Origin of the sequence: Gordonibacter pamelaeae (assembly GCF_003340385.1) — a bacterium.
GTDB lineage: Bacteria > Actinomycetota > Coriobacteriia > Coriobacteriales > Eggerthellaceae > Gordonibacter > Gordonibacter pamelaeae.
On the sequence record NZ_PPTS01000002.1, the window covers coordinates 141,708 to 163,363 of the forward strand.

Genomic DNA, 21,656 nt, shown 5'->3' on the forward strand with positions numbered 1-21,656 from the left:
AGCCCTGTCGGGGCGGATGAACGATGCGCTCGCCTCGGGCCGACGCGTTGCCTCGCTCATGTCCCGCCCCTCTTTGCATACTGCATAATACCTGATCGTGCCTTTAATTTTCAGTCGTGAATAATTGATCGGAACTGCGCATAATAGGAGATTTGCGCGCTTCCCCCTTGGTTGGCCGTGGGCGACAACGCACCGTAACCTCTAGGTTACGTTACAGCCGGAGGAAAGCGGGAAGGCCGTCGGCGTCGCGCCGAGCGGGGGCGTGCGGGACGATCGGGCGTCTGGACGCGGAGGGAGGATGCCCAGCCGCGTTCAGGCCCGGGCGGCGCGACGGGCCTGCGCGACGGCGCCCCGTAGGTCTTCGAGGTCGGGCCGGGCGAAGCGGTACGACACGGCCTGGGGCTCGCCGGGGCCGGCCGCCGCCGCGGTGCCGTCCTCGTGCGGGGGTTCGGGGCGCTCGACGCGCACGAAGCGCAGCTCCACCTCGTCGAAGCCCTGCGACAACAGCGCATAGGCATAGCATTGGGCCTGCAGCAGGTGCTTTCCGTGCAGCTGCGCGGGGGTCTCGGAGGCCGAGCCGCCCGTCTTGTAGTCGATGGCGAGCGCCGCGCCGCCCGGTTCGGCGCCATGCGTGCACAAAAGGTCGATCTCGCCCTCCATGAGCGCGCCGTCCAACGCCACGACGAAGGGCACCTCGGCGCGGCGCAGCTCCCAAGCATGGGTTTCCGCGCAGGCGACGCTGCCGAACCAGCGCTCGCAGGCGCCGGCGAGCCGCCTGCGCTGGGCCGGCGAGAGCGCGAGGGCGTCGGCGATGGCCGCGATGCGCGCGCCGTCGGGGGGCGAGCCCGCCTCGATGGCGAACTGGGCGGCGCGGTGGAACGCGCTGCCGAGCGCCGTGGCCTTGTCCGCGTCGGCCTTCGGGTACGCCTCCTCCCCTTCGCCCCCGGGCATCGGCGGCGGCGCGACGGCGAGGCCGGCCGAGGACGGCGCATCGGCACCCGTCTCCACGACGGCCGCCGGCACTTCGCCGGGGGCGGATGCGTACGCGGGGGCTATGGACGAGTAAGAGAAAGCGCCCTCGTCGGCCGGTCGCCAGGGACGGCGCGGAAGGGGCTCGAAACCGGCCATGCGCGGCACAAAGAACGGCGCGCACGACGCACCGGAGCCGCAGGACGGCCCTTCCGCCTGCGCATCGGGACCGGCACCGGCGAGCACGGCGCCCGCCGCCTGCACGACGATGCGCTCGAAGCGCGCGGGCGCGCTGCCGCCGTACTCCAGCAGGGCCTCGCCCTCCGGGAAGTCGGCCGCGCCGCAGAGCGCGCTGCGCACGTCGTCCACGAGCGCCGGGTACGCAGGGGGCTTGCCGGCCGCGGGCGCCTTCGCGTCCATGGCCACGACCAGCGCCTCGCTCGCCCGGGTGAGCCCCACGTACAGCTTGCGGCGCGCCTCGGCCAGCTCCTCGGCCGCCGCGCGCCCGCGCAGGGCCGCGCGGTAGGCGTCCTGGGTGCATGCCGGCGCGCCCCGGCCGTCGCACGCGGGGGCGCCCTCCAGCACACGCCGCGCGGCGGCGAGGTCGGCGTCCTCCTCGTCCTCGAAGCCGCCGGCGCCCGCGCGCTTCGCCACGCCCGGGAAGGCGTCCAGCGAACCGCCCGCCGCGAGCGAGGCATGTGCGGCCGCGCCGCACGTCTCCACCACGAGCTTGCCCGGCGGCAGCGCCGGGCCGGCGAAGTCCGCCACGGCCACGATGGGGAACTCGAGGCCCTTCGACGCATGGATCGTCATGATCTTCACCACGTCGCCGCCGCTGCCCGAGAGCGCGCCCGGCGCCTCCTTCATCCCCGTCGCCAGCTCGGCCGCGAACGCGCGCGCCGCGCTCGCCAGGCCCAGGCCGCGCTCGCCTTCCAGCTGCTCGATGAGGCGCACGGCCTTGAGCACGTTGGCAGCGCGCGCCAGGCCCGCGGCGCCCTGGCCCTCGAGCCGCGCCATCCAGCCCGAGCGCACGACGGCGTCGCGCACGACGCGCGAGAGCGGGCAGGTGCGCGCGTCGCGCTGGGCGCGGGCGAGCAGGCGCACGGCGTGGGCCAGGCGCGGGGGCAGCTCCTCGGTCCGCTCGGCCAGGCGGGCGAACCCCTTGTCCAGGTCGCGGCGGCGCAGCTCGCCCGTCTCGTCGTCCTGCTCGGTCGCCAGCTCCAGCAGGTCGTCGGCCGAGAGGCGCACCAGGTCGCTCGTGAGCACCTCGAACAGCGCCGCCGTGTTCGCCGGGTTCGCCAGCGCCTCCACGAACCGGGCCACCACGCGCACCTCGGGGGCGGCGGCGAACAGCGACCCTCCCGTGACGGCGCACTCGAAGCCCTCGTCGCGCAGCGCCTGGGCGTACGTCTCGGCGCGCGACATCTTGCCCAGCAGCACCACCATGTCGCCCGGCGCGTGCCCGCACGCCCGCAATGCGGCGAACCGCCGGGCGATGGCGCGGGCGCAGGCGGCCTTCGCGTCATCGACCCCCACGCCGGTTCCGCGCCCGGCGGGGCGCTCGGCCAGCACGAGGTCGATGCGCGGCCCGTCGCCGCGGTACGTCGACGGGCGCCCCTCGTGCGGCTCGAGCGACATGAAGCCGTCGCCGAACACGTGGGGCTGCTCGAACACGCGGTCCACGAACGCGAGCACGTCGGCGTGGCTGCGGAAGTTCTTCGCAAGCTCCACGTAGAGCGCGCCCACCTCGTCCGAGCGCATCGTGCGCTTGTGGGCCTCGTACACGTTCACGTCGGCCCCGCGGAAGCGGTAGATGGACTGCTGCGCGTCGCCCACGGTGCACAGGCGCGCAAGCCCCGGCCCGGCCAGGTGGGCCACCAGGTCGATCTGCAGCTGGCTCGTGTCCTGGAACTCGTCCACCATGACCAGCTTGAAGCGGTCAGCGTAGCGGCCGGCCACGTCCGGGTGCTCCTCGAAGGCCGCCAGCGTCCTCACCAGCAAATCGTCGTTGTCCAGCTTGCACAGGGCGCGCTTCTTGCCCTCGTAGCGGCCCGCCACGTCGCGCGCGAGCGCCATGAGCTCGGCCATGCGCGGCCAGGCCAGCCCCAGCGCCAGGCTGCGGCACACGTGCGCGTGGACCTCCTGGTACGCCGCCACCCGCTCCTTCACGTCGGGACCGCCGAACGTCTTCGGCAAAAACGCGCACCCGTCCACCACGGCCGCGAGGTCGCGCAAACCGGCGTCCGGGCGCCCGGCGACGAACGCCGAGAGCGCCCCTGCGGCATCGGCCGCCTGCGCCCGCGCCCGCTCGGCCGCGGCGCTCTTGCCGCCCTGCTCGAGCGCGCCCGCCACGTCCTCGTACGCCAGCAGCAGCTCGCGCGCGAGCACCGTCGCGGCCGGCGGCTCCGGCCCCAGCCCCACGGCGTCCAAGCCGCCCCGCAGGCCCACGGCCTTGTCGAGCAGCGCCTGCAGCATCGACGCCACCGAGGGCGCCGAGGGCAGCGCCGATCGCGCGGGGAACTCGTCGAACAGCGCCCCGTACGACCCGCGCTCGATGATGTCGTTGTCGGCGCCGAGCGCCTCGTCGATGCTCGCGGCCACGAGGTCGGCGCGCTCCGCGTCGCCCACGATGCCGAACGCCGGGTCCAGCCCCAGCTCCAGCGCGTGCGTCCGCAGGATGCGCGCGCACATGCCGTGGATGGTGGATATCCAGGCGGCATCCACCTTCAGGGCCTCCTCGCACATGCCCTCGGCGCGCAGCGTGCGCTTGACGCGGGCCTTGATCTCGGCGGCCGCCTTCTCGGTGAACGTGATGGCCAGCACCTCGTCGATACCGCCCGCCGCCGGCCCGCTCTCGGGCAAGAGGGCGTAGGCGATGCGCTGCGTGAGCGTGAACGTCTTGCCCGAGCCCGCCCCGGCGGACACGAGCAGCGGGCCTTCCACGCGCCTCACGCTCTCGCGCTGGCCGGGCGTGCAGGAATCCAGGTTCATGGGCTACCGCCTCCTCTCGCAGGCGAGCACAGGGCAGAAGCCGCACGGGTCGGCCCCGCGCGGGTCGGGGGACACGTGCCCCGCGGCCATGCTGCGGGCCGCCTGGGAAATGCCCTCCTCCACCTTGTCCGCCAGCTCGGCGAACGAGCCGGCGCCCACCGCCTCGGCGGCCGGCCCCGGCACGCCGCAGGCCCCGGCGTCGATGCCCGGCACGTCGGCCGCGCCGAGGGCGGTGCGGTCGAAGGCGCCGGCGACGCGCCCGTCCCGTCCGTACGACACGTAGAGCGCCCCCACGACCTCCAGCCCCAGCAGGCGGCGGGCCGCCTGCGCGTACACGAGCGCCTGCACCTTGTGCGGCAGCATCGCCCCGCCGGCGGTGGCCGCCGGCGATGCCGAGGACAGCGCGTAGTCGGGCGAGAGCGACCCCTTGTAGTCGATGACCACGGCCTGGCCACGTCCGTTCACGTCGATGCGGTCGACGCTGCCCCGCAGCTCGAAGCCCCCGTACGCGAACGGCTCCCTCGTGCCGAAGTCGAGCTCGAAGAAGGCCGGGGAGAATCCGGGCAAGAGCGCCGCCTCGCGGTCGAGGTAGGACACGAGCCGGCGCTCCAGGCCGTGCGCCTCGGCACGCTCGAAGGCCGTGAGGGGCAGAAGCGGGTTGGCCTTGCGCTTGAGCTCGGGCTGGAACGCCAGGTGGCGGGCGAACGTCTCGCGCATGAGGGCGCGCGCCTCCTCCAGGTTGCCCGGCGCCACCTTCGCGTTGCCCGTCTCGATGAAGTGCTCGTAGAAGCTCTTCAGCACGCCATGGGAGAAGCTGCCCATCTCCAGCGGGCCGAAGCCCGCGTCGGGCGCGGACAGGCGCAGGCGCCGCAGCGAGAACCACTTGCAGGGACACTCGAGGTAGCTCTCGATGGCCGAGGGCGACAGGACGGGCGCCGCCGGGCGGCCGCAGGGAGCCGGCCCGCCCGTGCGCGGCAGCACGACGCGCCCGCGCGCGGCAGGCGACACGTCCCCGCTCGCGGGTACCTCCCACGCCTCCGCGTCGGACGCGTCGTCGCCCGGCGCCAGGTTCGCATGCAGGGCGTCCTCGCCCGCGCGCTCGGCGAAGGGCACGAGCACCTGGGGCAGCCCCGTCGCACGGTCGAGGTCGTCCGTGCGCGTGGGGTCGGGACGGTAGCAGTCGATCAGCTCCTCGTACATGACGGCCGGGTAGGCCTCGTCCGCGTCCACCGTGCTCAGCACGCGCTCGCACACCACCGCGTCGCGCGCGCACGACAGCGCCCGGAAGAAGCGGCGGCGCGAGGTCGCCAGCGCGTCGCCGCACGCAGCAAGCCCCCGCTTCTCCAAGATAAGCGTCGCAGCGTCCTCGGCAGGGCGCACCGGATACGAGCTCGCCTCCAGGTCGCACAGCACGAGCACCGCGCACGAGCACGGCGGCCGCTCGGCGGCGTCGGCCAGGCCCATGAACAGCACGGAGGGCTCGCGGGGGGCATCCGGCGCCGCGCCTTCCACGGCCCCCTCCCGCGCACCCGACGACACCGGCTGGCGCGCGAGCAGCTCCAGCACGCCCGCCAGCGGCTCCCCCGCCCGGGCGCAGGCGGCCGCGAAGCGCCGCGCGCAGGCGATGGCGGCCAGCTGCTCGGCGCGGTACGCCTCGTCCAGGCCGCCCATGCGGCGCAAGCGCTCCTCCAGCACCGCGAGCGCTGCGTCCGCGTCATCGCGCCCAAGCGCCGGCAGCGCCGCGTCCAGCACCTCGCTCGCCGCGCGCAGGTCGGCCTCGATGCGGGCGCGTCCGGCCGTGCGGTCGCCGCGCCAAGCGGCGTCGAGCGCCCAGGCCGCGCGCTGCGGCACGCCCGAGAACGGGCTGAGCACGAAGTCGGCGGCCTTCGCCGCGCAGGGCCCGGAACCCCAGGCGAACTCCGCGAGCGCCAGGAACGCCCGGCCGAAGCCGGTCTGCGCGAACGGCATGCGCGCCGACACGGCGGCGTCCACGCCGCGGCGGGCCAGGAAGTCGGCCGTCTCGGCGAACAGGGCAGCCGGCTCGCGGCAGGCCGCGCACACGCAGAGCGGCGCGCGGCCCTCCCGGCGGGCCGCGGCGCGCTCCGCGAGCACGGCGTCGGCCAAGGTGCGCGCCACGAGCGCGGGTGCGGCGTAGCGGCCGGCCGGCAGCAGGAAGCGCACGACCCCCGTCGGCTCCACGGCCGCGCCGTCGACGGGCGCGAACAGGCGCCCCAGCAGGGATTGCAGCTCGCCGTTGCGCCCGGGGGCGCCGTCGGGCGCGCAGCAGGCGTCGTCGACGCGCACGACGTCGGCGCGCTCCGACAGCGCGTCCAGCATGCGGCCGAGGGCGCAGCCCGGCTCGTCGAATCCCAGCGTCACGACCGGAGACGCGGGAAGCGTTTCGGAGAGCGCCCGCACCACCTCGGAGAACTCGCAGAGCCCGGCCGCGCGCAGCCCCGCGGCATAGCGCGCGAGCGCCGCCACGACGGCCCGCTCGCCGTCGCTTAGGCTCGCCCCGTCCGACGGGCCTGCCTCCACGAGCCAGGGAAGCGCCTCGCGCGCGAGGCCCGCCACGAGGTCGACCGTCCCCGGCGTCGCCTCCAAGGCGGCCGGCGAGATCCCCCGCCCGGCCGCGTAGGCTCCCGCATCCGCCAATGCGCCGTCCGATGCCGCGCCCCCCTCCGCAGCCTCGCCGATAGCGCGCCGCACGAGCAGCGTGCGCTCCGCCGCGGACACGAGCCGGCGCCCGTCGCCGAAGAGCTCCCAGCGGTCCGCGATCCACGAGGAGAACGTCGCCGCCCGCACGCCGAGCGCGCCGCCGCCGTCCGCGAGCGCGCGGCGCAGGCGCGCGACGGCGGGCAGCGAGGGCACCAGCACCGCGGGCACGGCCCCGCCGTCCGCAAGGTCGCGGGCGCAGGCCACGGCGGCGCCCAGGGCCGCGGCGGCGTTTTCGGCTGTGATGGTTCGGTAAGGCATGGCGCTATTGTAACCGTGCACCGCGCGGGGAATGCGCTAGAATGGCGCCCATGCAGAAGAACATCTTGAAATACTCGGCCCTCGTGTTCGCGGGCGGCGCCAGCTACGGCGTCATGGCCACCACGGTGAAGTTCGCGCTCGCGGACGGCTTCCAATGGACGCAGGTCGCGGCGAGCCAGCCGCTGTTCGGCACGCTCCTGTTCGCCGTGGCGCTGGCGGTGCTGGCGCTTGCGGGCAAGCGTCCCGTGCGCCTCTCCCCGCGCGGCGTGCTGCGCCTGCTGGGACTCGGCCTGACCACGTGCACCACCTGCGTGCTGTACAACTTCGCGCTCACGAAGCTGTCCGTGGCCGTGGCCATCACGCTCTTGTTCCAGTTCACCTGGATCGGCGTGGTCATCCAGATCGTCGTCACGCGCCGCCGCCCGAACACGGCCGAGCTCGCGGCGGCCGCCATCATCCTGGGCGGCACACTGCTCGCCAGCGGGCTGTTCTCGGAGGAGGCGGGCGCCATGGACCCCCTCGGCGTGGCGTGCGGGCTGCTCTCGGCCGTGAGCACGGCGCTGTTCATGTTCCTGTCGGGGCGCATCGGCGTGGACCTGCCGCCCATCCAACGCGGCCTGTTCGTGTGCCTGGGCGCGTGCATCCTCGGCTTCGCCGTGTGCCCTGGCTACTTCGCCAGCGGCGCACTGCAGGCGGGCATCTGGAAGTACGGCCTCGTGCTGGGTGCGTTCGGCCTGCTCATCCCTGTGGTGCTGTTCGGCATCGGCACCCCGCACCTGCCTACCGGCCTGTCCACCATCATGGCGTCTTCGGAGCTGCCCTGCGGCATCCTCATCTCGGTGTTCGTGCTGGGCGAGCCCGTGAGCACCCTGCAGGCCGCAGGCGTCGTCGTCATCCTGGCCGGCGTGGTGGTGTCCCAGCTGCCGAACCTGCTCCCCGCCAAGACCGGCGTTCCGGAAGATGCCCGATAACAGAGCATGGGAGCACCGGCGGCTTTCGCGGGCGTCCAAGCATTGCATGAGGCAATGCCCCCCCCCCGGCGGCCAGTTCCGCATGAAAGATGCCGAGCTCCCCAAGGCATTCAGACGAGCCGCCGGTTGCCAATCCTTCGCATGAAACAGAAAACCCGACTCCACGAGGGTAGCCGGGTTGCAAGGGTGGTGCCCCCAACGGGAATCGAACCCGTGTCTCAGCCTTGAAAGGGCCGCGTCCTGACCTCTAGACTATGGGGACGAAGGCGTTTTCCGCCAAGGAAAACAGCCTGAACATTATTGCAAAGCCCGCGCGGCAATGCAAGGGTGAATTTTTCAGGCATCGAAGCACCGAGCGCTGATGGCGCTCCCGGCGCACGGTGGTGCCTTCCGAGTTCCCGTGCGCCGGAGTGCCGCCAGCGACCAGTTTACCGGACGGCCGGGCGCGCACCTTCCCGTTCGCCGTCCGTCACGAATCCGTAACCATCGGGCGATCCGCCTTCGGAAGGGTTCCACTCGTTCCGTGAATCCGGGTGCCGGCGGACCGGGAAATCGCCCGCAAGCGGGGGCGTTGCGGTATGATGGAGGCATGGACAACGACAAGGCGGCTCGGCCGCAACCCCCAATCGATCGCCCCGACCCCGCCGAGGAGCCCCCCGCGGGGTCTGTCGGGGACGCGAGGCCTTCCGATGCAGCCGACACGCCGGCCGCCGCGCCCGCATTGGCGGAAGCCGCGGAGCCCGCGGGCGACGAGGCGGCGGCCGCGCCGCCCAAGCCGCGCGTCATCGTCATGCATGCGTCCGTGGGCTCGGGCCATCGCAGCGCGGCCATGGCCGTGGCCCAGGCCTTCGAGCTGCTGAGGGACGAGGCGGCGGCCGCCCGAGCCGGTATCGGAGATGCCGCAGACGGCGCGTCCCGTCCCGATGCGCCGCATGACGCGCTTGCCGGCGTCTCCGTCCCCGAGGACCTGGAAGTCGAGGTCATCGACATCCTGGACTGGGGCCGCATCGTGTTCGACGGCGACCACGCCGCATCGCTCTTCACGGGAGCCACGCGCCCTATCTACGATCTCACCTGGCGCTTCACGCTCACCGGCCGCCTTTTGTGGGCCGGCGGCACCGCCTGGTCGCGCATCATGTACCCCGCTTTCACCGAGCACGTGCGCGAGGTGCGCCCGCTGGCCATCGTGTGCACCCACATCACGGCGGCGAACGTGGCCGTGGGCGCGCGCATGCTCTCGGGCCTGGAGTTCCCCATCGTGAGCGTGCCCACCGACTACGAGACCGAGGGCCTCTGGCCGCACCGCTGCACCGACCTGTTCTGCGTGGCGAACGAGTCCATGGCCGAGACGCTGCGCCCCCGCCGCGTGCCCGAGGAGGGCATCCGCATCACAGGCATCCCCACGCGCGAGGATTTCCGCCGCACCTACGACCAGCGGGAGACGCGCGAGCGCCTGGGCCTGCCGCAGGACAAGACCGTGGTGCTGGCGCTGGCCGGCGCGCAGCTGCCGCGCCCCTACGTGCACTTCCGCGACGCGCTCGACAAGCTGCTGCCCTACCTGCACGCGCTTTCGGACATGCACTTCGTCATCGTGGCCGGCAACGACGCCGATTACGCCCGCCACCTGCGGCAGGAATGCGCCGATCTGGGACTTGCCAACGTGAGCGTGCTCGACTACGTGGAGGACATGGCGGCGCTCATGGCGGCCAGCGACGTGATCATCTGCAAGTCCGGCGGCCTCGTGGTCACGGAATGCCTGTGCGCGCAGGTTCCCATGATCCTGCTGGGCCGCGCATACGGCCAGGAGAAGGTGAACGTGCGGATGCTCACCTCGCTCGGCGCGGCCATGCACGTGACCACGTCCCGCGAGCTGCTGGACGCGCTGCGCCACATCGAGAAGAACCCGGAGAGCATCCGCTCCATGTTGATCAACGGCAGCTTCCTGCGCCACCCGGACGCCGCGCGCGACGTCGCGCGCGCCACGCTGGAGCTGACCGCGTACCCCAAGAGCGCCGACGACCCGCAGCGAAGGAAGCACTTCCTGCGCTTCTACTGGGGCGGGAAGCCTGCGCACACGCGCTGACGCGCCCGGCCCGACGCCGCGCGCGAGACCATCGAAAGGAACGCAAGCGATACCTATGGCAGAATTCAACGAGCTGGGGCTGTCCCCGGAAGTCCTCGACGCCGTGGCGCGTCTGGGCTATGAAATGCCCACCCCCGTGCAGGAGCAGGCCATCCCGCTGGTGCTGGAGGGCCGCGACCTCATCGCGGCCGCCAAGACCGGCACGGGCAAGACGGCCGCGTTCTCGCTGCCCGCGCTCGACGGCCTCGGGCACGCGAAGGGAGGCCAAGGGCCGCTCATGCTGGTGGTCACGCCCACGCGCGAGCTGGCGCAGCAGATCGGCGAGGTGTGCGCCGCCGTGGCCGTGTCCACCCACCACCGCATAGCCACCGTGGTGGGCGGCCTGTCCTACGAGCCGCAGATCCAGAAGCTCAAGCACGGCATCGACGTGCTCATCGCCACGCCCGGGCGCCTCGTGGACCTCATGGACCAGGGGGCCGCGCGCCTGGGCGACGTGGAGGTGCTCGTGCTGGACGAGGCCGACCGCATGCTGGACATGGGCTTTCTGCCCTCCATGCGCAAGATCATCGGGGCGACGCCCGCCAGCCGGCAGACGCTTTTGTTCTCGGCCACCATCGACCGCTCCATCATGGGCAGCGTGGGGAAGCTTTTGCACGACCCGGCCATGGTGGAGATCGCGCACAAGGGCGAGACGGCCGACACGGTGGAGCAGTTCATCGTCCGCGCGCCGCAGACGCTCAAGCCGGCCCTGCTGAAGGCCGTGCTCGCCGAGAAGGGGCACGAGCGTGTCATCGTGTTCACGCGCACCCGCAGCCGCGCCGACGCCACGTGCCGGCGCCTGAAGAAGGCGGGCTACACGGCCGAGGCCATCCACTCCGACCGCAGCCAAAACCAGCGTCGCCGCGCGCTCGACAACTTCATGGGCGGCACCACCGACGTGCTCGTGGCCACCGACGTGCTGGCACGCGGCATCGACGTGGAGAGCGTGGACCATGTGATCAACTACGACCTGCCCACCGTGCCCGAGGACTACGTACACCGCATCGGCCGCACGGGTCGCGCCGGCGAGGAGGGATGGGCCATCTCGTTCGTGAGCCCGGAGACCGAGGACGCGCTGCGCGACATCCAGAAGCTCATCAAGCGCGAGATCCCCGAGATGGAGATAGCCACCTTCGACGAGCAGGAGGCGCTGGCCGAGGCCGCCGCCCACGCCACGCGCAAAGCCGCGCGCACCGACCCCGAGATAGCCCAGGCAGCGCGAGAGATGGCGAAGCGCGAGCGCAAGAAGGAGCGCGCCCGCGAGGCCGCCGCCGAAGGGGCGCAGGATGCCGGCGGACGCGGGCAGGGCGGCAAGAAACGCGCGGCGAAGAAGCCGGCCGGCGTTGCGGGCGCCCAACCGAACCGCCAGCGTCCCGCCCAGAAAGGCCCGAAGAAGCCGGCCGCAGGCGCTACGGCGAAGGCAGGCAAGGGCCAGCCGAAGGCGCAGCCCTCGGCGAGGAAGCCCGCGCAGGGGGCCTCTGGCCGCCCCGCCCAGCCGAAGCAGCAGGCGGCGAAGGGATCGTCGGCGGCGAAGCCCGCCCGCGGCGGAGCCGACCTGCGGCCCGGCCGCGCCCACCGCGCCGACGTGGCAAAGCGCCGCGGGAAGCAGCGTTAGGGGTCCGGGGGCTGCGGAAAGCGTCACACCGGCCGGAGGAAGGCGCTTGTCGTCAAGCCGGCCGCGGCAGCATGCTCTCCGTCAACTGGCGGGGGCTGCGCGCCCTCGTCAGCTGGAGGGAACCGCGCACCCTCGTCAGCCGGCCGGGATAGTGCGCCCGAAGGCGGCCGATCCGGCGCATGAGATCAACCTCGGGGATGAACCGATGCGCCGGATCGGCCCGCACGACACGCGCGATCTCGGCCGGCTGATGGCGAGGAGAACGACCCGGCGGGCCTTACCCCAGCGGGTCCTTGTTCTGGTTGGCGGCGACGCGGACCAGGCGGTTGGCCAGCCACACGAGGCCCGCCAGCACGACGAGCGCGCTGCCGGCAAGGAGCCACTCCCCCTGCAGCAGCTCGGCCAGCAGGAAGAACGCCGCCGCAGCGGCGGCGAATATCAGCACGACCACACCCACGGCCACGATGGCCGTCCCCGCGATGCGGACGCCGCGCCCTTCCTCCTGCTGTTCCTGCACGTCCTCGTCCGCCATGGCGGCCACCTTGCCCCTTCGACCTCGCCTCGCCTGCCGGCACCCTCGCGCCGGGCAGCCCTTCGCGATCCTCCCCGCTATGGTACGCTCTTCGTGGCGACGACGTCCACGCCGGTGCCGCATGCGTCGGCCACGACGACGTCGCCCGCCGCGACCGGTGCCGCCAGGTGCGCGGACAGGCAGGCGGCCAGCACGTCGGCCACCCGGGCCTTCGGCACGGGGGACGCCGTCTTCACGCTCACGGGCTCCAGGCAGCCCTCCACGGGCAGCACGGCCGTCACCATGCGCTCGGGCGCCGTCGCCTCGCGCTTTGCGTACTCCGCGCCGCGCCCGCACGTGTTGCCGGACACCTCGGCCACGCCGCCCCGCTCGTCGAACGCTGCCTCCAGCTGGCATCCCAAAGGACAGCAGATGCAGGTGAACGTGGTTATCTCGGTGGCAAGCTGCATCATTCCGCTCCCCCTCCCGCCACATCGGGCCGCCCGCCGACGCCTGGTGCGGCCTGCGGGGCCGCCGTGCGCGCCGCAGCTGCCGGCGCCGCGCCGTCCGGGCGCCCCTCCACCCGCACGTGCAGCGAGGAGAGGCCCGCGACGTCGGCGCCCGATAGCTTGATCTGCACCATCTCGGCCGGCACCGCCACCATGGTCTTGGCCTTCTTCACCGTGCGCACCGACCTGTCAGGGGCCACGCCCTCCACGAGGAAGCGCGGCTCGCGCAGAGCGCGCGACACGCGCAGCGACAGCGTCACGCGCTCGTCGGCGCCCGTGGCCGGGTCGATGGACTGGGGAACCACGTAGCGCACCCCCTCGTCCGGCAGCACGGGAACGGCCGTCGCAGCGGCAGCCGGCGACGCATCGCCGTGCGCGCTCTCGGCCGCAGCGTGCCCGCCGAGGGCAATGCGGCGCGCATAGGCCGCCGCAGCCGCGCCGGCCACCTCGCCCTCGGCGGACGCGTGGTCCACCAAGTCGTGCACGTGCAGCGCGTTCCCGCAGGCGAAGAGCCCCGGCACGCCCGTGGCCAACCGGTTGTCGACCCGCGGGCCGCCCGTCACCGCGTCGAGCGCCGCGCCGGCCGTCTTCGCCACCTCGTTCTCGGGGATAAGGCCCACGGACAGCAGCAGCGTGTCGCAGGCCACGCGCCCCTCGGTGCCCGGCACGGGCTTGAGCGTGGCGGGATCGACCTGGGCGATGTGCACGGCCTCCAGCCGGCCCGCGCCCTCCAGCCGCACCACCGTGCGGCCGAGATGCAGCGGGATGCCGAAGTCGTCCAGGCACTGCACGATGTTGCGGCGCAGGCCCGAAGGGTGCGGCATCAGCTCGTAAACCCCCTCCACCTGGGCGCCCTGCGACGCCAGGCGGCGCGCCATGATAAGCCCGATATCGCCCGAGCCCAGGATGACGGCGCGCCGGCCCGGCAGGCATCCCTGCAGGTTCATGAAGTTCTGCGCGCTGCCGGCCGAGAACACGCCCGACGGGCGGCTGCCGGCAAGGTTGAGCGCGCCGGCGCCGCGCTCGCGCGAGCCCGTGGCCAGCACGACGGCGCGGGCGCGCAGCACGTGGGCCCCCGCCCCGCTCACCGCATGCACCGCAAGCTCCCCGGCGGCGGCGCGCGCCGCGTCCACCGAAAGCACCGACGTGCCGCGCAGCACTTCCACGCAGGCCGGGGCGCCGGGCGCGTCCTGCCCGCCGGGCCCTCCGCCAACGGAGGCCGATGGTCCTTCGAGCGACGCGGCCTCGCGCGCGGCGTACTCCGGCCCGGTGAGCTCCTCGCCGAAGCGGTGCAGGCCGAATCCGTTGTGCACGCACTGCTTCAGGATGCCGCCCAGCTTCGCCTCGCGGTCCACCAAAAGCACCCGGCACGCGCCGGCATCGGCTGCGGCGCGCGCTGCGGCCATGCCCGCCGCGCCCCCGCCCACCACGACCACGTCGTAGAGGGAGCCCGCCGCAGAAGGGGCATCGGCAAGCGGCTCGGCCGCGCGGGCGCCGCAGCCCGCCGCGCCCGACGGCGCATGCGCGTCGGCTGCGGGCCCCTCTTCGTCCTCGATCCGCGCCAGCGCGGCATAGTCCGGCCGCGCCGTTGCCACGAGCGGCGAGCCCGGCAGCCGCTTGTCCAGGGCGTCGGGAGCCGTGCCCGTCTCGCGCGCAACGATCCTCGCGATCTCGAGCGAGCAGAACCCGCCATGGCACCGTCCCATCGTGGCGCGCGTGCGCCACTTGAGCGCATCGAGCGAGAGCACCGGCACCGGCCCGCGCAGCGCCGCCACGACCTCGGCCTCCGTCACCTGGCAGCAGCGGCACACCACGTGCCCGGCACGCGGGTCGGCCGCGATGGCCTGGGCACGCTCTTCCTCGCTCATCTGGGAGAACGGCACGGCGCGCCGTCGGCGCGGCTCGAAGTCCCGCCGCAGGGGCGCCCCCAGCAGCTCGGCCACGCCGGCGGCCACGTCCACGGCCACGGCGGGCGCCGAGGTAAGGCCCGGCGAATCGAAGCAGGCCACGTTGAAGAAGCCCGGCGCATCGTCCGGCTGGCCGATGACGAAATCGCCCTCCGCGCACGAGGCGCGCAGCCCCGCGAAGTTCGCGATGACGCCGCGTGTGCCCGCCTCCGGCCACGTCCGCCGCGCCGCCTCCAGCACGAACGCGAGCCCCTCGGCGCTCGTGGACACGTCTTCCTTGCTCCCCTGCTCCACCGCATTCGGCCCCACCAGCAGGTTGCCGTGCACGGTGGGCGTCACGAGCACGCCCTTGCCCGCCCGCGAGGGCGCCTGGAAAACGGTGTGGGAGAACGCGGCCCCCTGGTCGGTGTCGTAGAGCAGGTACTCGCCCCTCCGCGGCACGATGCGCAGCTTGTAGGCGCTCACCAGATTGTTCAGCTCGTCGGCATGCACGCCCGCCGCATTCACCACGGCCCGGCAGGCAAGGCGGGTGCCCGCCGCCGTCGTCACGAGGTAGCGCGCACCCTGGCCGCGCCCGCCGCCTCCGTCCTGCCCCAGCCGCCCGATGCCCACCACCCGCTCGCCGAAGCGCAGGCAGGCACCGTGCTCGGCCGCCTGCTCCAGGCAGGCGAGCGCGACCTCGTACGGATCGCAGATAGCGCCGGTGCCGGCCAGCAGCGCGCCCCTCACGGACGGGGCGACGGCCGGCTCCAGCGCGCGCACCGCGGCGGCGTCCAGCTCGCGCACGCCCTCCACGCCGTTGTCCGCCGCCCGCGCCACGAGCGCGCGGACGCTCGCCAGCTCCTCGTCGGTGAACGCCAGCACGAGCGAGCCGTTGCGCCGGTAGGCGAAGCCCAGCTCGTCGGCCCACTGCGCGAAGAGCCGCGAGCCCTCCCGGTTGTAGCGCGCCTTGAGCGTGCCGGGCACCGGATCGTAGCCGGCATGCACGATGCCGGAGTTCGCGCGGGTCGCCCCGCAGGCCACGTCGTTGCCGGCCTCGAGCACGGCTACGTCAAGACGGTAGCGGGACAGCTCGCGCGCACAGGCTGCGCCGGCCACGCCCGCTCCTACCACGATGACGTCATAGGCAGGTTCTTCAAAGGTATCCATGTCGTTCAGCTTACTATTTTTCCCCGCTGGGCGAAAGGGTGGACACGCAATCGGGCAAACACGCTATCGTAAGGGTGTCAATCGAATGGAAAGGGTGCTCATGAGGATCGCAGTAGCCAGCGAAGGCTTGGAAGTTGCTCCCCGTTTCAGGCAATGCGCCAGCTACATGTGTTACCGGGTCGAGCGGGGCATCATCGTGGAATGCCAGAACCTGCCGAATCCCGGCTTGGCCGCCCCCAAGCTCGTGGCGCTGCTCGTGGAGATGGGCGTGGACACGCTCATCGTGGGCGCCATCGACTACGATGTGGCGAACGTGTTCTGCCACGCAGGCGTCGAGGTGATAGCCGGCGCGCACGGAAGCGCACGCGAAGTGGTGCAGGCCTACCTCACCCGCACGCTCACCGGCGTGGACGAGCTGTGCCATCTGGATGGCTGGGAGCACGAGGATGGCCACGACCGGGATCTCGCCGAAGCGTAAGGCGCCCGCTCCCTCCGCGGGGCCCGCAGGCCACGGCGTGACATTATCCCCGTCCCTTTGTCACACCCGCCTTTGTCACACCCGAAACCTCCCGTTCTCCCCAAAAGCGCAAGAAGGCCCCGCAGTGCGGGGCCTTCTTGCGGTAGCGCCGCATGTTCGCAGCGCCGAGCCGGTTCCGACGGCCGGCAGGCCGTCGGGGCGTGTGCGGCTACAGGGCCTTCTTGGCGACCTCGGTGATGGCGGTGAACGCCGCGGGGTCGTTGACGGCCATGTCGGACAGCACCTTGCGGTCCAGCTGCACGCCGGCCTTCTTGAGGCCGTTCATGAGCACCGAGTAGCTCATGCCGTTGATACGGGCGGCCGCGTTGATGCGGGTGATCCACAGGCGGCGGATCTCGCGCTTCTTGTTGCGGCGGTCGCGGTACATGTACTGGAGGGAGTGCTGCACCTGCTCCTTCGCGGCACGGTAGGAACGGGACTTCGCGCCGTAGTAGCCCTTGGCGCGGTTGAGGACGGTACGACGCTTCTTATGGGCGCTGACTGCACGCTTGACACGAGCCATGTTCTATCACCTGTTCCTTCTCTAGCGAAGGCCGAGACCGCGCGCGACGGTCTTCTGATCGGCCTTGGACACTTCGGTTTCGTGGCGGAAGTTGCGCTTGCGCTTCTGGCTCTTCTTGGTCATGATGTGGCTCTTGTAGGCCTTCGAGCGCATGATCTTGCCGGAACCGGTGACGCGGAAACGCTTCGCGGTGCCGCGATGGGTCTTCATCTTGGGCATTACTCGTCCTTCCCTTCAGCTTCCTTCTTCTCGTTTTCCTTTTTCTTCTTCGCCGCCACCGCTGCGGGCAGGGGGGCGATGAGCATGTGCATGTTGCGGCCTTCCATCTTCGGCTGGTTCTCGATGACCGCCTCGTCCTTCAGGTCGTCGGCCAGGCGCTCCAGGATGGTGAGGCCCAGCTCCGGGTGCGCCATCTCGCGCCCGCGGAACATGATGGTGATCTTCACCTTGTTGCCGGCGTCGAGGAAGCGCATGACGTGCTTCTTCTTCGTCGTGTAGTCGCCCACGTCGATCTTCGGCCGGAACTTCATTTCCTTCGTCTCGACCTTGCTCTGGTTCTTGCGGGCCTGCTTGGCCTTGATGGCCTGGTCGTACTTGAACTTCCCGTAGTCCATGATGCGGCACACGGGCGGTTCGGCGTTCGGGGCGATCTCCACGAGATCGAGCCCCTGGTTGTCCGCGACGCGCTGGGCCTCCGCCGTGACGTAAATGCCCATCTGCTCGCCGTCGAAGCCGATCAGACGGCATTCCCGGACGGTGATTTCTTCGTTGAGCCGAGGCTCTTGAGCAGCTATCGCGCTCACCTCCCATTCTTCCGCGCTTGCGCGCTTCAATGAAAAACCCGCCGCTCCGGAAAGCGACGGGTTCGATTCTCATGACCGGGCCGCGTGCGGCCCCGTATTCGAGCGACCCATCAGCAGCCGAAGCGCCGAATCAGGTGGAGGGTTTCCCCTCGCTTGTGTAAACAGCCTGCCTATTGTAGCACGGGAAGCAGAAGATGCAAGGGGTTAATTCTCCCATAAAAGTTGCCACGGAAGCCTTGGGCGTGCACCATGCAGGGCGCAGTCCACGAGGTGCGCCAGGTAGAGCCCCGAAGCACGCCGTCCCCCTCCGACCTGCGCCTCGATCCCAGCATTGTCAGCATCCATGCTGCACCTCCTCCATCTCCACGACGTCATCGCAGAGGGCGAGAGTCTCCGCCCGATGCGTCACCACAATGGCCGTCCGGCCGGGAAGGGCCCTCAGATTCTCCAGCATGCGACGCTCCGTGGCCGCATCGATCGCCGAAGTTGCCTCGTCGAGCAGCAGCACGGGCGCGCCGGAGTACACCGCCCGCGCCACAGCCAGCCGCTGCATCTGCCCTTCGGAAAGCCCCGCACCGCGCTCGCCCAGAACGGTGCCGTAGCCGTCGGGAAGTCCGCTCACGAACTCGTCGGCGCAGGCCACGCGGCAAGCAGCCCTCACCGCCTCGTCATCGATGGCATCCCCGCGCTCCGCGAAACCCACCACCTCGCGAATGGCGCCCGACATAAGATGGTTGCCCTGCGGCACGTAGGCGAAGAGCCCCGCCGGCGCATCGGCCGCAGAAAGGCTCCCCCCGCGGTCTTCGAGACGCACCTCGCCGGCATCGGGCGGGTACGCCCCCAACAGCAGCTTCACAAGCGTGCTCTTGCCCTGTCCGCTCGGACCGGTCACCGCCACGAAGCTTCCCTTCGGCACCACGAGCGAGAACCCCTCCAACACAAGGTCGCGCCCGTAGCCGAACGTCACATCGTCGAAGCGCAGCACCTCCATGCGCGCATACAGCCCCCGCGCATCCGCATCCGCGAGCGACGCCCCGCGCCTGCCGCCACCGCCGGCACCGTCAAGCTCCATGAGCCGCTCGGCGCTGGCCAGCATGGACGAGTACCTGGAAAACGTGCCGCCCAGGCTGGCGAACGGCGACTGGATCTGCCCCACCAGCTGGACGACGGCCATGAGGGTGCCATAGCTCACCGTACCCTGCAAGATGCCCCAGCCGCACCAGGCGAAGCCGAGCACATAGCCCGCCTGCATGGCCAGCGTAAGCCCGGTGTTGCACAGGTTGGACGCGTTCGCCTTGCGCATGCGCGCGCGGGCGTGCTCGTCCATGGCGCGCTCGCTTGCGCGCTCCACCTTGCGCTCGCAGCCGAACGCACGCACCACCAGCAGGCTCTCCAGGCATTCCTGCAAGAAGCAGCGGACGTCGCTCTCGGCCTCCTGCATCCCGCGATGCAAACGCTTCAGCCAACCCCGCAAGAGCACCGACAGGAGCGCCGCCGCGCACCCCGCCGCCAAGAACACCAGGGCGAGCGTCGGCACCAGCACGTACATCGCCGCCAACGCGCCCACGACGCGGATACCCATGGAAACCAGGTTGGGAACGAAGCTGGTCGCGCCCTCCGTGACCACCGCCACGTCCGAGGTCATACGGCTCATGAGGGCACCCGTGTGGAAGGAGGAGGCCACCCGATACTCCTGCTCGAGCGCGCCCGCGAACGCCCGTCGCCGCAAGCGGTTGTCCAGCAACGCGCGCGCTTGCTCCAGCACGAATCGGTTAGCGGCGCGCAGGACCACCTGAAGCAGCACGAGCCCAGCGAACGCCGCAGCCGCGCCTTGGAAAGCCTCCGGGAGCCCCGTTACCGCAGCATCGACAGCCTGACGCATGAGCAGGGCGAACGCGATGCCGTTCACCGCTATCGCGCTCTGCAGCGCGCAGAGCGCCGCCACGAGCCACGCTGTGCGACCGGCCGCGCGCACGATCCACCCCCGCACGCTCATGCGCGCCGCTTCGCGGATCGCAGGGCGCGGGCCGCCTTCGCGCGAGCCCTCTTCCATATGCGGCGCACCGGATAGAGCGCGCACCACGCACGCACGTAGGCGCGGTAGGCGCGCGAGTCCAGGCTCACCGGCCGGTCATCGCGGTAGAGCCCCGCGAGCACGCCGAGGATCTGCTCGTCGGTCACGCCGCGTTCCTTCTCCACGCAATTGTCACCGCAGATCACGTAGGAATCGGGCCGAACCTCCACGATGCGGTGCAGCACGTAGGCGTCGCCGCGACGGTACAGGGGCACGTCGTGAACGCGCAGCCTGCCCGCGCACGGCTCGACGACGACGGTGTCGCGCCGATGCCGCAGCAGGGGCCACATGCTCACGCCCGCCGTGGTGCCCACGTACACGCCCTCGCGCGCGAGCACGTCCTCGATGCCCAACGCTCCTTCGAACTGCCCGGTCATGACGCGAGGAAGCCCGCTTCCCGCACCTGCTCCACGAACTCGCGCACGTCGGCGGCGGCCCGTTCGGGGCTGACGCCGTACTCCTGCGCGAGGTCGCGGGCGATGTCATCGTCCGTGCGGCCTTCGGTCAGGCCCTGCCAGATTCGCTTGCCCGTGCCGTTGAGCTTGACCATGCCGTGGAAGCCCTCGCTCGCCTCGCCGGTGGCGATGACCACCGCCTGCCCGGCCACCTCCCGCAGCACGAAGCCGTCTTTGATGCGCGCCATCCGCGCCTCCTTCCCCCGCTGCCCTACGCAGTGATCGTCCAGTCGTCGTACGAGAGCCCGGCGAGCGCCTCGAAGCTGCACCGCACGGCATCCTCGGACACGTCGCACGAAAGCCGGAACAGCGCGACGCGCGCCAGCAGGCCGTCGAGCAGCTCTAAAGCGAGGCCCGCCGCATGCGCGTCGCGCGGCAGGTATGCCTGGCGCAGGGCCTCGTCCACGCATTCCTCGGGCGCAACGCGCCGGATGACGCTCTCCCCCGGACGGGAGCGGCCGAGGAAGCAGATGCCCGCAAGCGGCGCCGAAGTGTTGGTCTGCCACCCCTCCTTGCCCGCCCACGGCACGCCGTAGACGATGGGCGGCCCACCGTCGGCAGGCACACGCACGATGGGCTTGTCCCCGTTGATCACGGTGACGGCGCTGCCCAGGTGCTCGCACCACAGCCGCACGTGCGTCGACTTTCCCGTGCCGCTGGGCGCGCAGAACAGGTGCGCCCGGCCCTGGAACGCGACGGCTGCCCCGTGGACGAGCATCCGCTCGCACGAGGGCAGCCATTCGGCGATCTTGCGGTACACCGCCAAGGTTTCCAAGTAGTCGTCCGACCACTGCGGCCCATCCCGCTCTGCGTCGATTTCGACCTGCGTGGTACGGACGTGCAAGGCGGGGACCCCTTCGGAAAGGTAGTCCCTGCACAGCGCGCGCACCCGCCCATGCAGCAGGGACACGCGAATGCACGCCCCCGCCAAGTCGATGCTGAACGAAGGCACCGGTTCAGCCGCGTCCTCTAGTAGTAGCCGGTCCACTGCTCGCCGCTCGGAGCGTCGCCACTTGGATTGTCCGAGGAATTAGGCGGCTCTTGGTTGTTGTCGGAGGAAGCAGCGCCTTGGCCGGAGGGATCCGCCTGACCGGGATCGAGCGAACCGAAGTCGACAACGTTGTCCGTCTCGCCGCTTTCACCCGCTGAAAGAGGTTGAGACGAGGAAACTTCGGACGGGATGCATGCTTCCGACCCATCCGAGCCTTTGGTCTTCCCCGCATCATCCAAGCCCGAAACTGTCTCGGAACCAGATTCATTCAACGAACCTGAGTGTATACCCGTTGAAGCCTCGTCTTCATCATGCACGTGCATTGGGGGCTTCGGGATGCCTCCTCCAACATTGTTGGCGCCCATGCAAACAAAAGCGACCCCCACCACCGCCGCGAAAGCCGCCGCGACAACACCCCCGATGATCATCTTGCGTTTCTTATCGGACATTCCGGCACCAGCCTTATGACTGGAGATGCACCTCAGGGCGAAATGCATCTCCGCTTCCCAATCGCAATCGATGAACCCTACATCTCGATGTCAGTGTCAGGAAAGCCTCCTCCCGAGGTCGTGA

Annotated in this window: 17 protein-coding genes and 1 tRNA gene; 4 read left to right on the forward strand and 14 right to left on the reverse strand. The window is 71.4% G+C overall.

The features are described from left to right. Positions 1-312: 312 nt before the first annotated feature. Together C1877_RS03210 and C1877_RS03215 are read right to left on the reverse strand one after the other, a co-directional pair. Positions 313-3,960: a UvrD-helicase domain-containing protein gene (locus C1877_RS03210; RefSeq protein WP_114568359.1), complete on the reverse strand. Its 3,648-nt coding sequence runs from the start codon at positions 3,958-3,960 to the stop codon at positions 313-315. Positions 3,961-3,963: 3 nt separating this feature from the next. Then, positions 3,964-6,936, reverse strand: a complete 2,973-nt coding sequence (locus C1877_RS03215) for a PD-(D/E)XK nuclease family protein (protein ID WP_114568360.1) — start codon at positions 6,934-6,936, stop codon at positions 3,964-3,966. A 50-nt stretch (positions 6,937-6,986) separates the two neighbouring features. Between C1877_RS03215 and C1877_RS03220 the strand changes: the two genes are divergently transcribed. Beyond that, on the forward strand, positions 6,987-7,907 hold the full coding sequence (locus C1877_RS03220; RefSeq protein WP_227155864.1) for an EamA family transporter: 921 nt from the start codon (positions 6,987-6,989) through the stop codon (positions 7,905-7,907). 187 nt (positions 7,908-8,094) lie between these two features. On the opposite strand, the gene C1877_RS03225 is transcribed toward C1877_RS03220, so the two are convergent. Next, positions 8,095-8,169: transfer RNA gene (locus C1877_RS03225), tRNA-Glu, on the reverse strand. Between the two features lie 327 nt (positions 8,170-8,496). Here C1877_RS03225 and C1877_RS03230 point away from each other — a divergent pair. Together C1877_RS03230 and C1877_RS03235 are read left to right on the forward strand one after the other, a co-directional pair. Then, positions 8,497-9,990: a glycosyltransferase gene (locus tag C1877_RS03230; protein WP_114568362.1), complete on the forward strand. Its 1,494-nt coding sequence runs from the start codon at positions 8,497-8,499 to the stop codon at positions 9,988-9,990. 55 nt (positions 9,991-10,045) lie between these two features. Then, positions 10,046-11,644, forward strand: a complete 1,599-nt coding sequence (locus tag C1877_RS03235) for a DEAD/DEAH box helicase (protein WP_114568363.1) — start codon at positions 10,046-10,048, stop codon at positions 11,642-11,644. A 277-nt stretch (positions 11,645-11,921) separates the two neighbouring features. On the opposite strand, the gene C1877_RS03240 is transcribed toward C1877_RS03235, so the two are convergent. The 3 genes from C1877_RS03240 to C1877_RS03250 form a co-directional block, all read right to left on the reverse strand. Further along, positions 11,922-12,176, reverse strand: a complete 255-nt coding sequence (locus tag C1877_RS03240) for a hypothetical protein (protein ID WP_114568547.1) — start codon at positions 12,174-12,176, stop codon at positions 11,922-11,924. A gap of 77 nt (positions 12,177-12,253) precedes the next feature. Further along, the gene (locus C1877_RS03245) at positions 12,254-12,628 is read right to left on the reverse strand and encodes a DUF1667 domain-containing protein (protein ID WP_227154118.1); all 375 of its coding nucleotides are present in this window, start codon (positions 12,626-12,628) and stop codon (positions 12,254-12,256) included. After that, positions 12,625-15,720, reverse strand: a complete 3,096-nt coding sequence (locus C1877_RS03250; RefSeq protein WP_114568364.1) for an FAD-dependent oxidoreductase — start codon at positions 15,718-15,720, stop codon at positions 12,625-12,627. The genes C1877_RS03245 and C1877_RS03250 overlap by 4 nt, the downstream gene beginning before the upstream one ends. A gap of 100 nt (positions 15,721-15,820) precedes the next feature. On the opposite strand from C1877_RS03250, the gene C1877_RS03255 reads away from it, so the two are divergent. Further along, positions 15,821-16,198 carry a NifB/NifX family molybdenum-iron cluster-binding protein gene (locus tag C1877_RS03255; RefSeq protein ID WP_041240579.1) on the forward strand — a complete coding sequence of 126 codons (378 nt, stop codon included), beginning with the start codon at positions 15,821-15,823 and terminating at the stop codon, positions 16,196-16,198. Between the two features lie 208 nt (positions 16,199-16,406). Here C1877_RS03255 and rplT read toward each other — a convergent pair whose 3' ends face one another. The 8 genes from rplT to C1877_RS15105 all read right to left on the reverse strand — a co-directional run bounded on the left by rplT (position 16,407) and on the right by C1877_RS15105 (position 21,532). After that, positions 16,407-16,760, reverse strand: coding sequence for a 50S ribosomal protein L20 (gene rplT / locus C1877_RS03260; RefSeq protein WP_015540215.1), 354 nt, complete (start codon positions 16,758-16,760; stop codon positions 16,407-16,409). A gap of 21 nt (positions 16,761-16,781) precedes the next feature. Next, positions 16,782-16,979, reverse strand: coding sequence for a 50S ribosomal protein L35 (gene rpmI, locus C1877_RS03265; RefSeq protein WP_015540216.1), 198 nt, complete (start codon positions 16,977-16,979; stop codon positions 16,782-16,784). Further along, positions 16,979-17,563 (reverse strand): translation initiation factor IF-3, encoded by a 585-nt coding sequence (gene infC, locus C1877_RS03270; protein WP_172623289.1) that lies wholly within the window; start codon positions 17,561-17,563, stop codon positions 16,979-16,981. Before infC ends, rpmI begins: the two co-directional genes overlap by 1 nt. Positions 17,564-17,897: 334 nt before the next feature. Continuing rightward, complete coding sequence (locus C1877_RS03275) at positions 17,898-19,559, reverse strand: ABC transporter ATP-binding protein (protein WP_049784164.1); 1,662 nt, start codon at positions 19,557-19,559, stop codon at positions 17,898-17,900. Further along, positions 19,556-20,014: a S24/S26 family peptidase gene (locus C1877_RS03280; RefSeq protein WP_114568365.1), complete on the reverse strand. Its 459-nt coding sequence runs from the start codon at positions 20,012-20,014 to the stop codon at positions 19,556-19,558. Before C1877_RS03280 ends, C1877_RS03275 begins: the two co-directional genes overlap by 4 nt. Beyond that, the gene (locus C1877_RS03285) at positions 20,011-20,280 is read right to left on the reverse strand and encodes a PqqD family protein (RefSeq protein ID WP_015540219.1); all 270 of its coding nucleotides are present in this window, start codon (positions 20,278-20,280) and stop codon (positions 20,011-20,013) included. The genes C1877_RS03280 and C1877_RS03285 overlap by 4 nt, the downstream gene beginning before the upstream one ends. Before the next feature lie 23 nt (positions 20,281-20,303). Beyond that, positions 20,304-20,936 (reverse strand): hypothetical protein, encoded by a 633-nt coding sequence (locus C1877_RS15270; RefSeq protein WP_181813782.1) that lies wholly within the window; start codon positions 20,934-20,936, stop codon positions 20,304-20,306. Positions 20,937-21,061: 125 nt separating this feature from the next. Further along, positions 21,062-21,532, reverse strand: coding sequence for a hypothetical protein (locus C1877_RS15105; RefSeq protein ID WP_147274499.1), 471 nt, complete (start codon positions 21,530-21,532; stop codon positions 21,062-21,064). Positions 21,533-21,656: the final 124 nt, after the last annotated feature.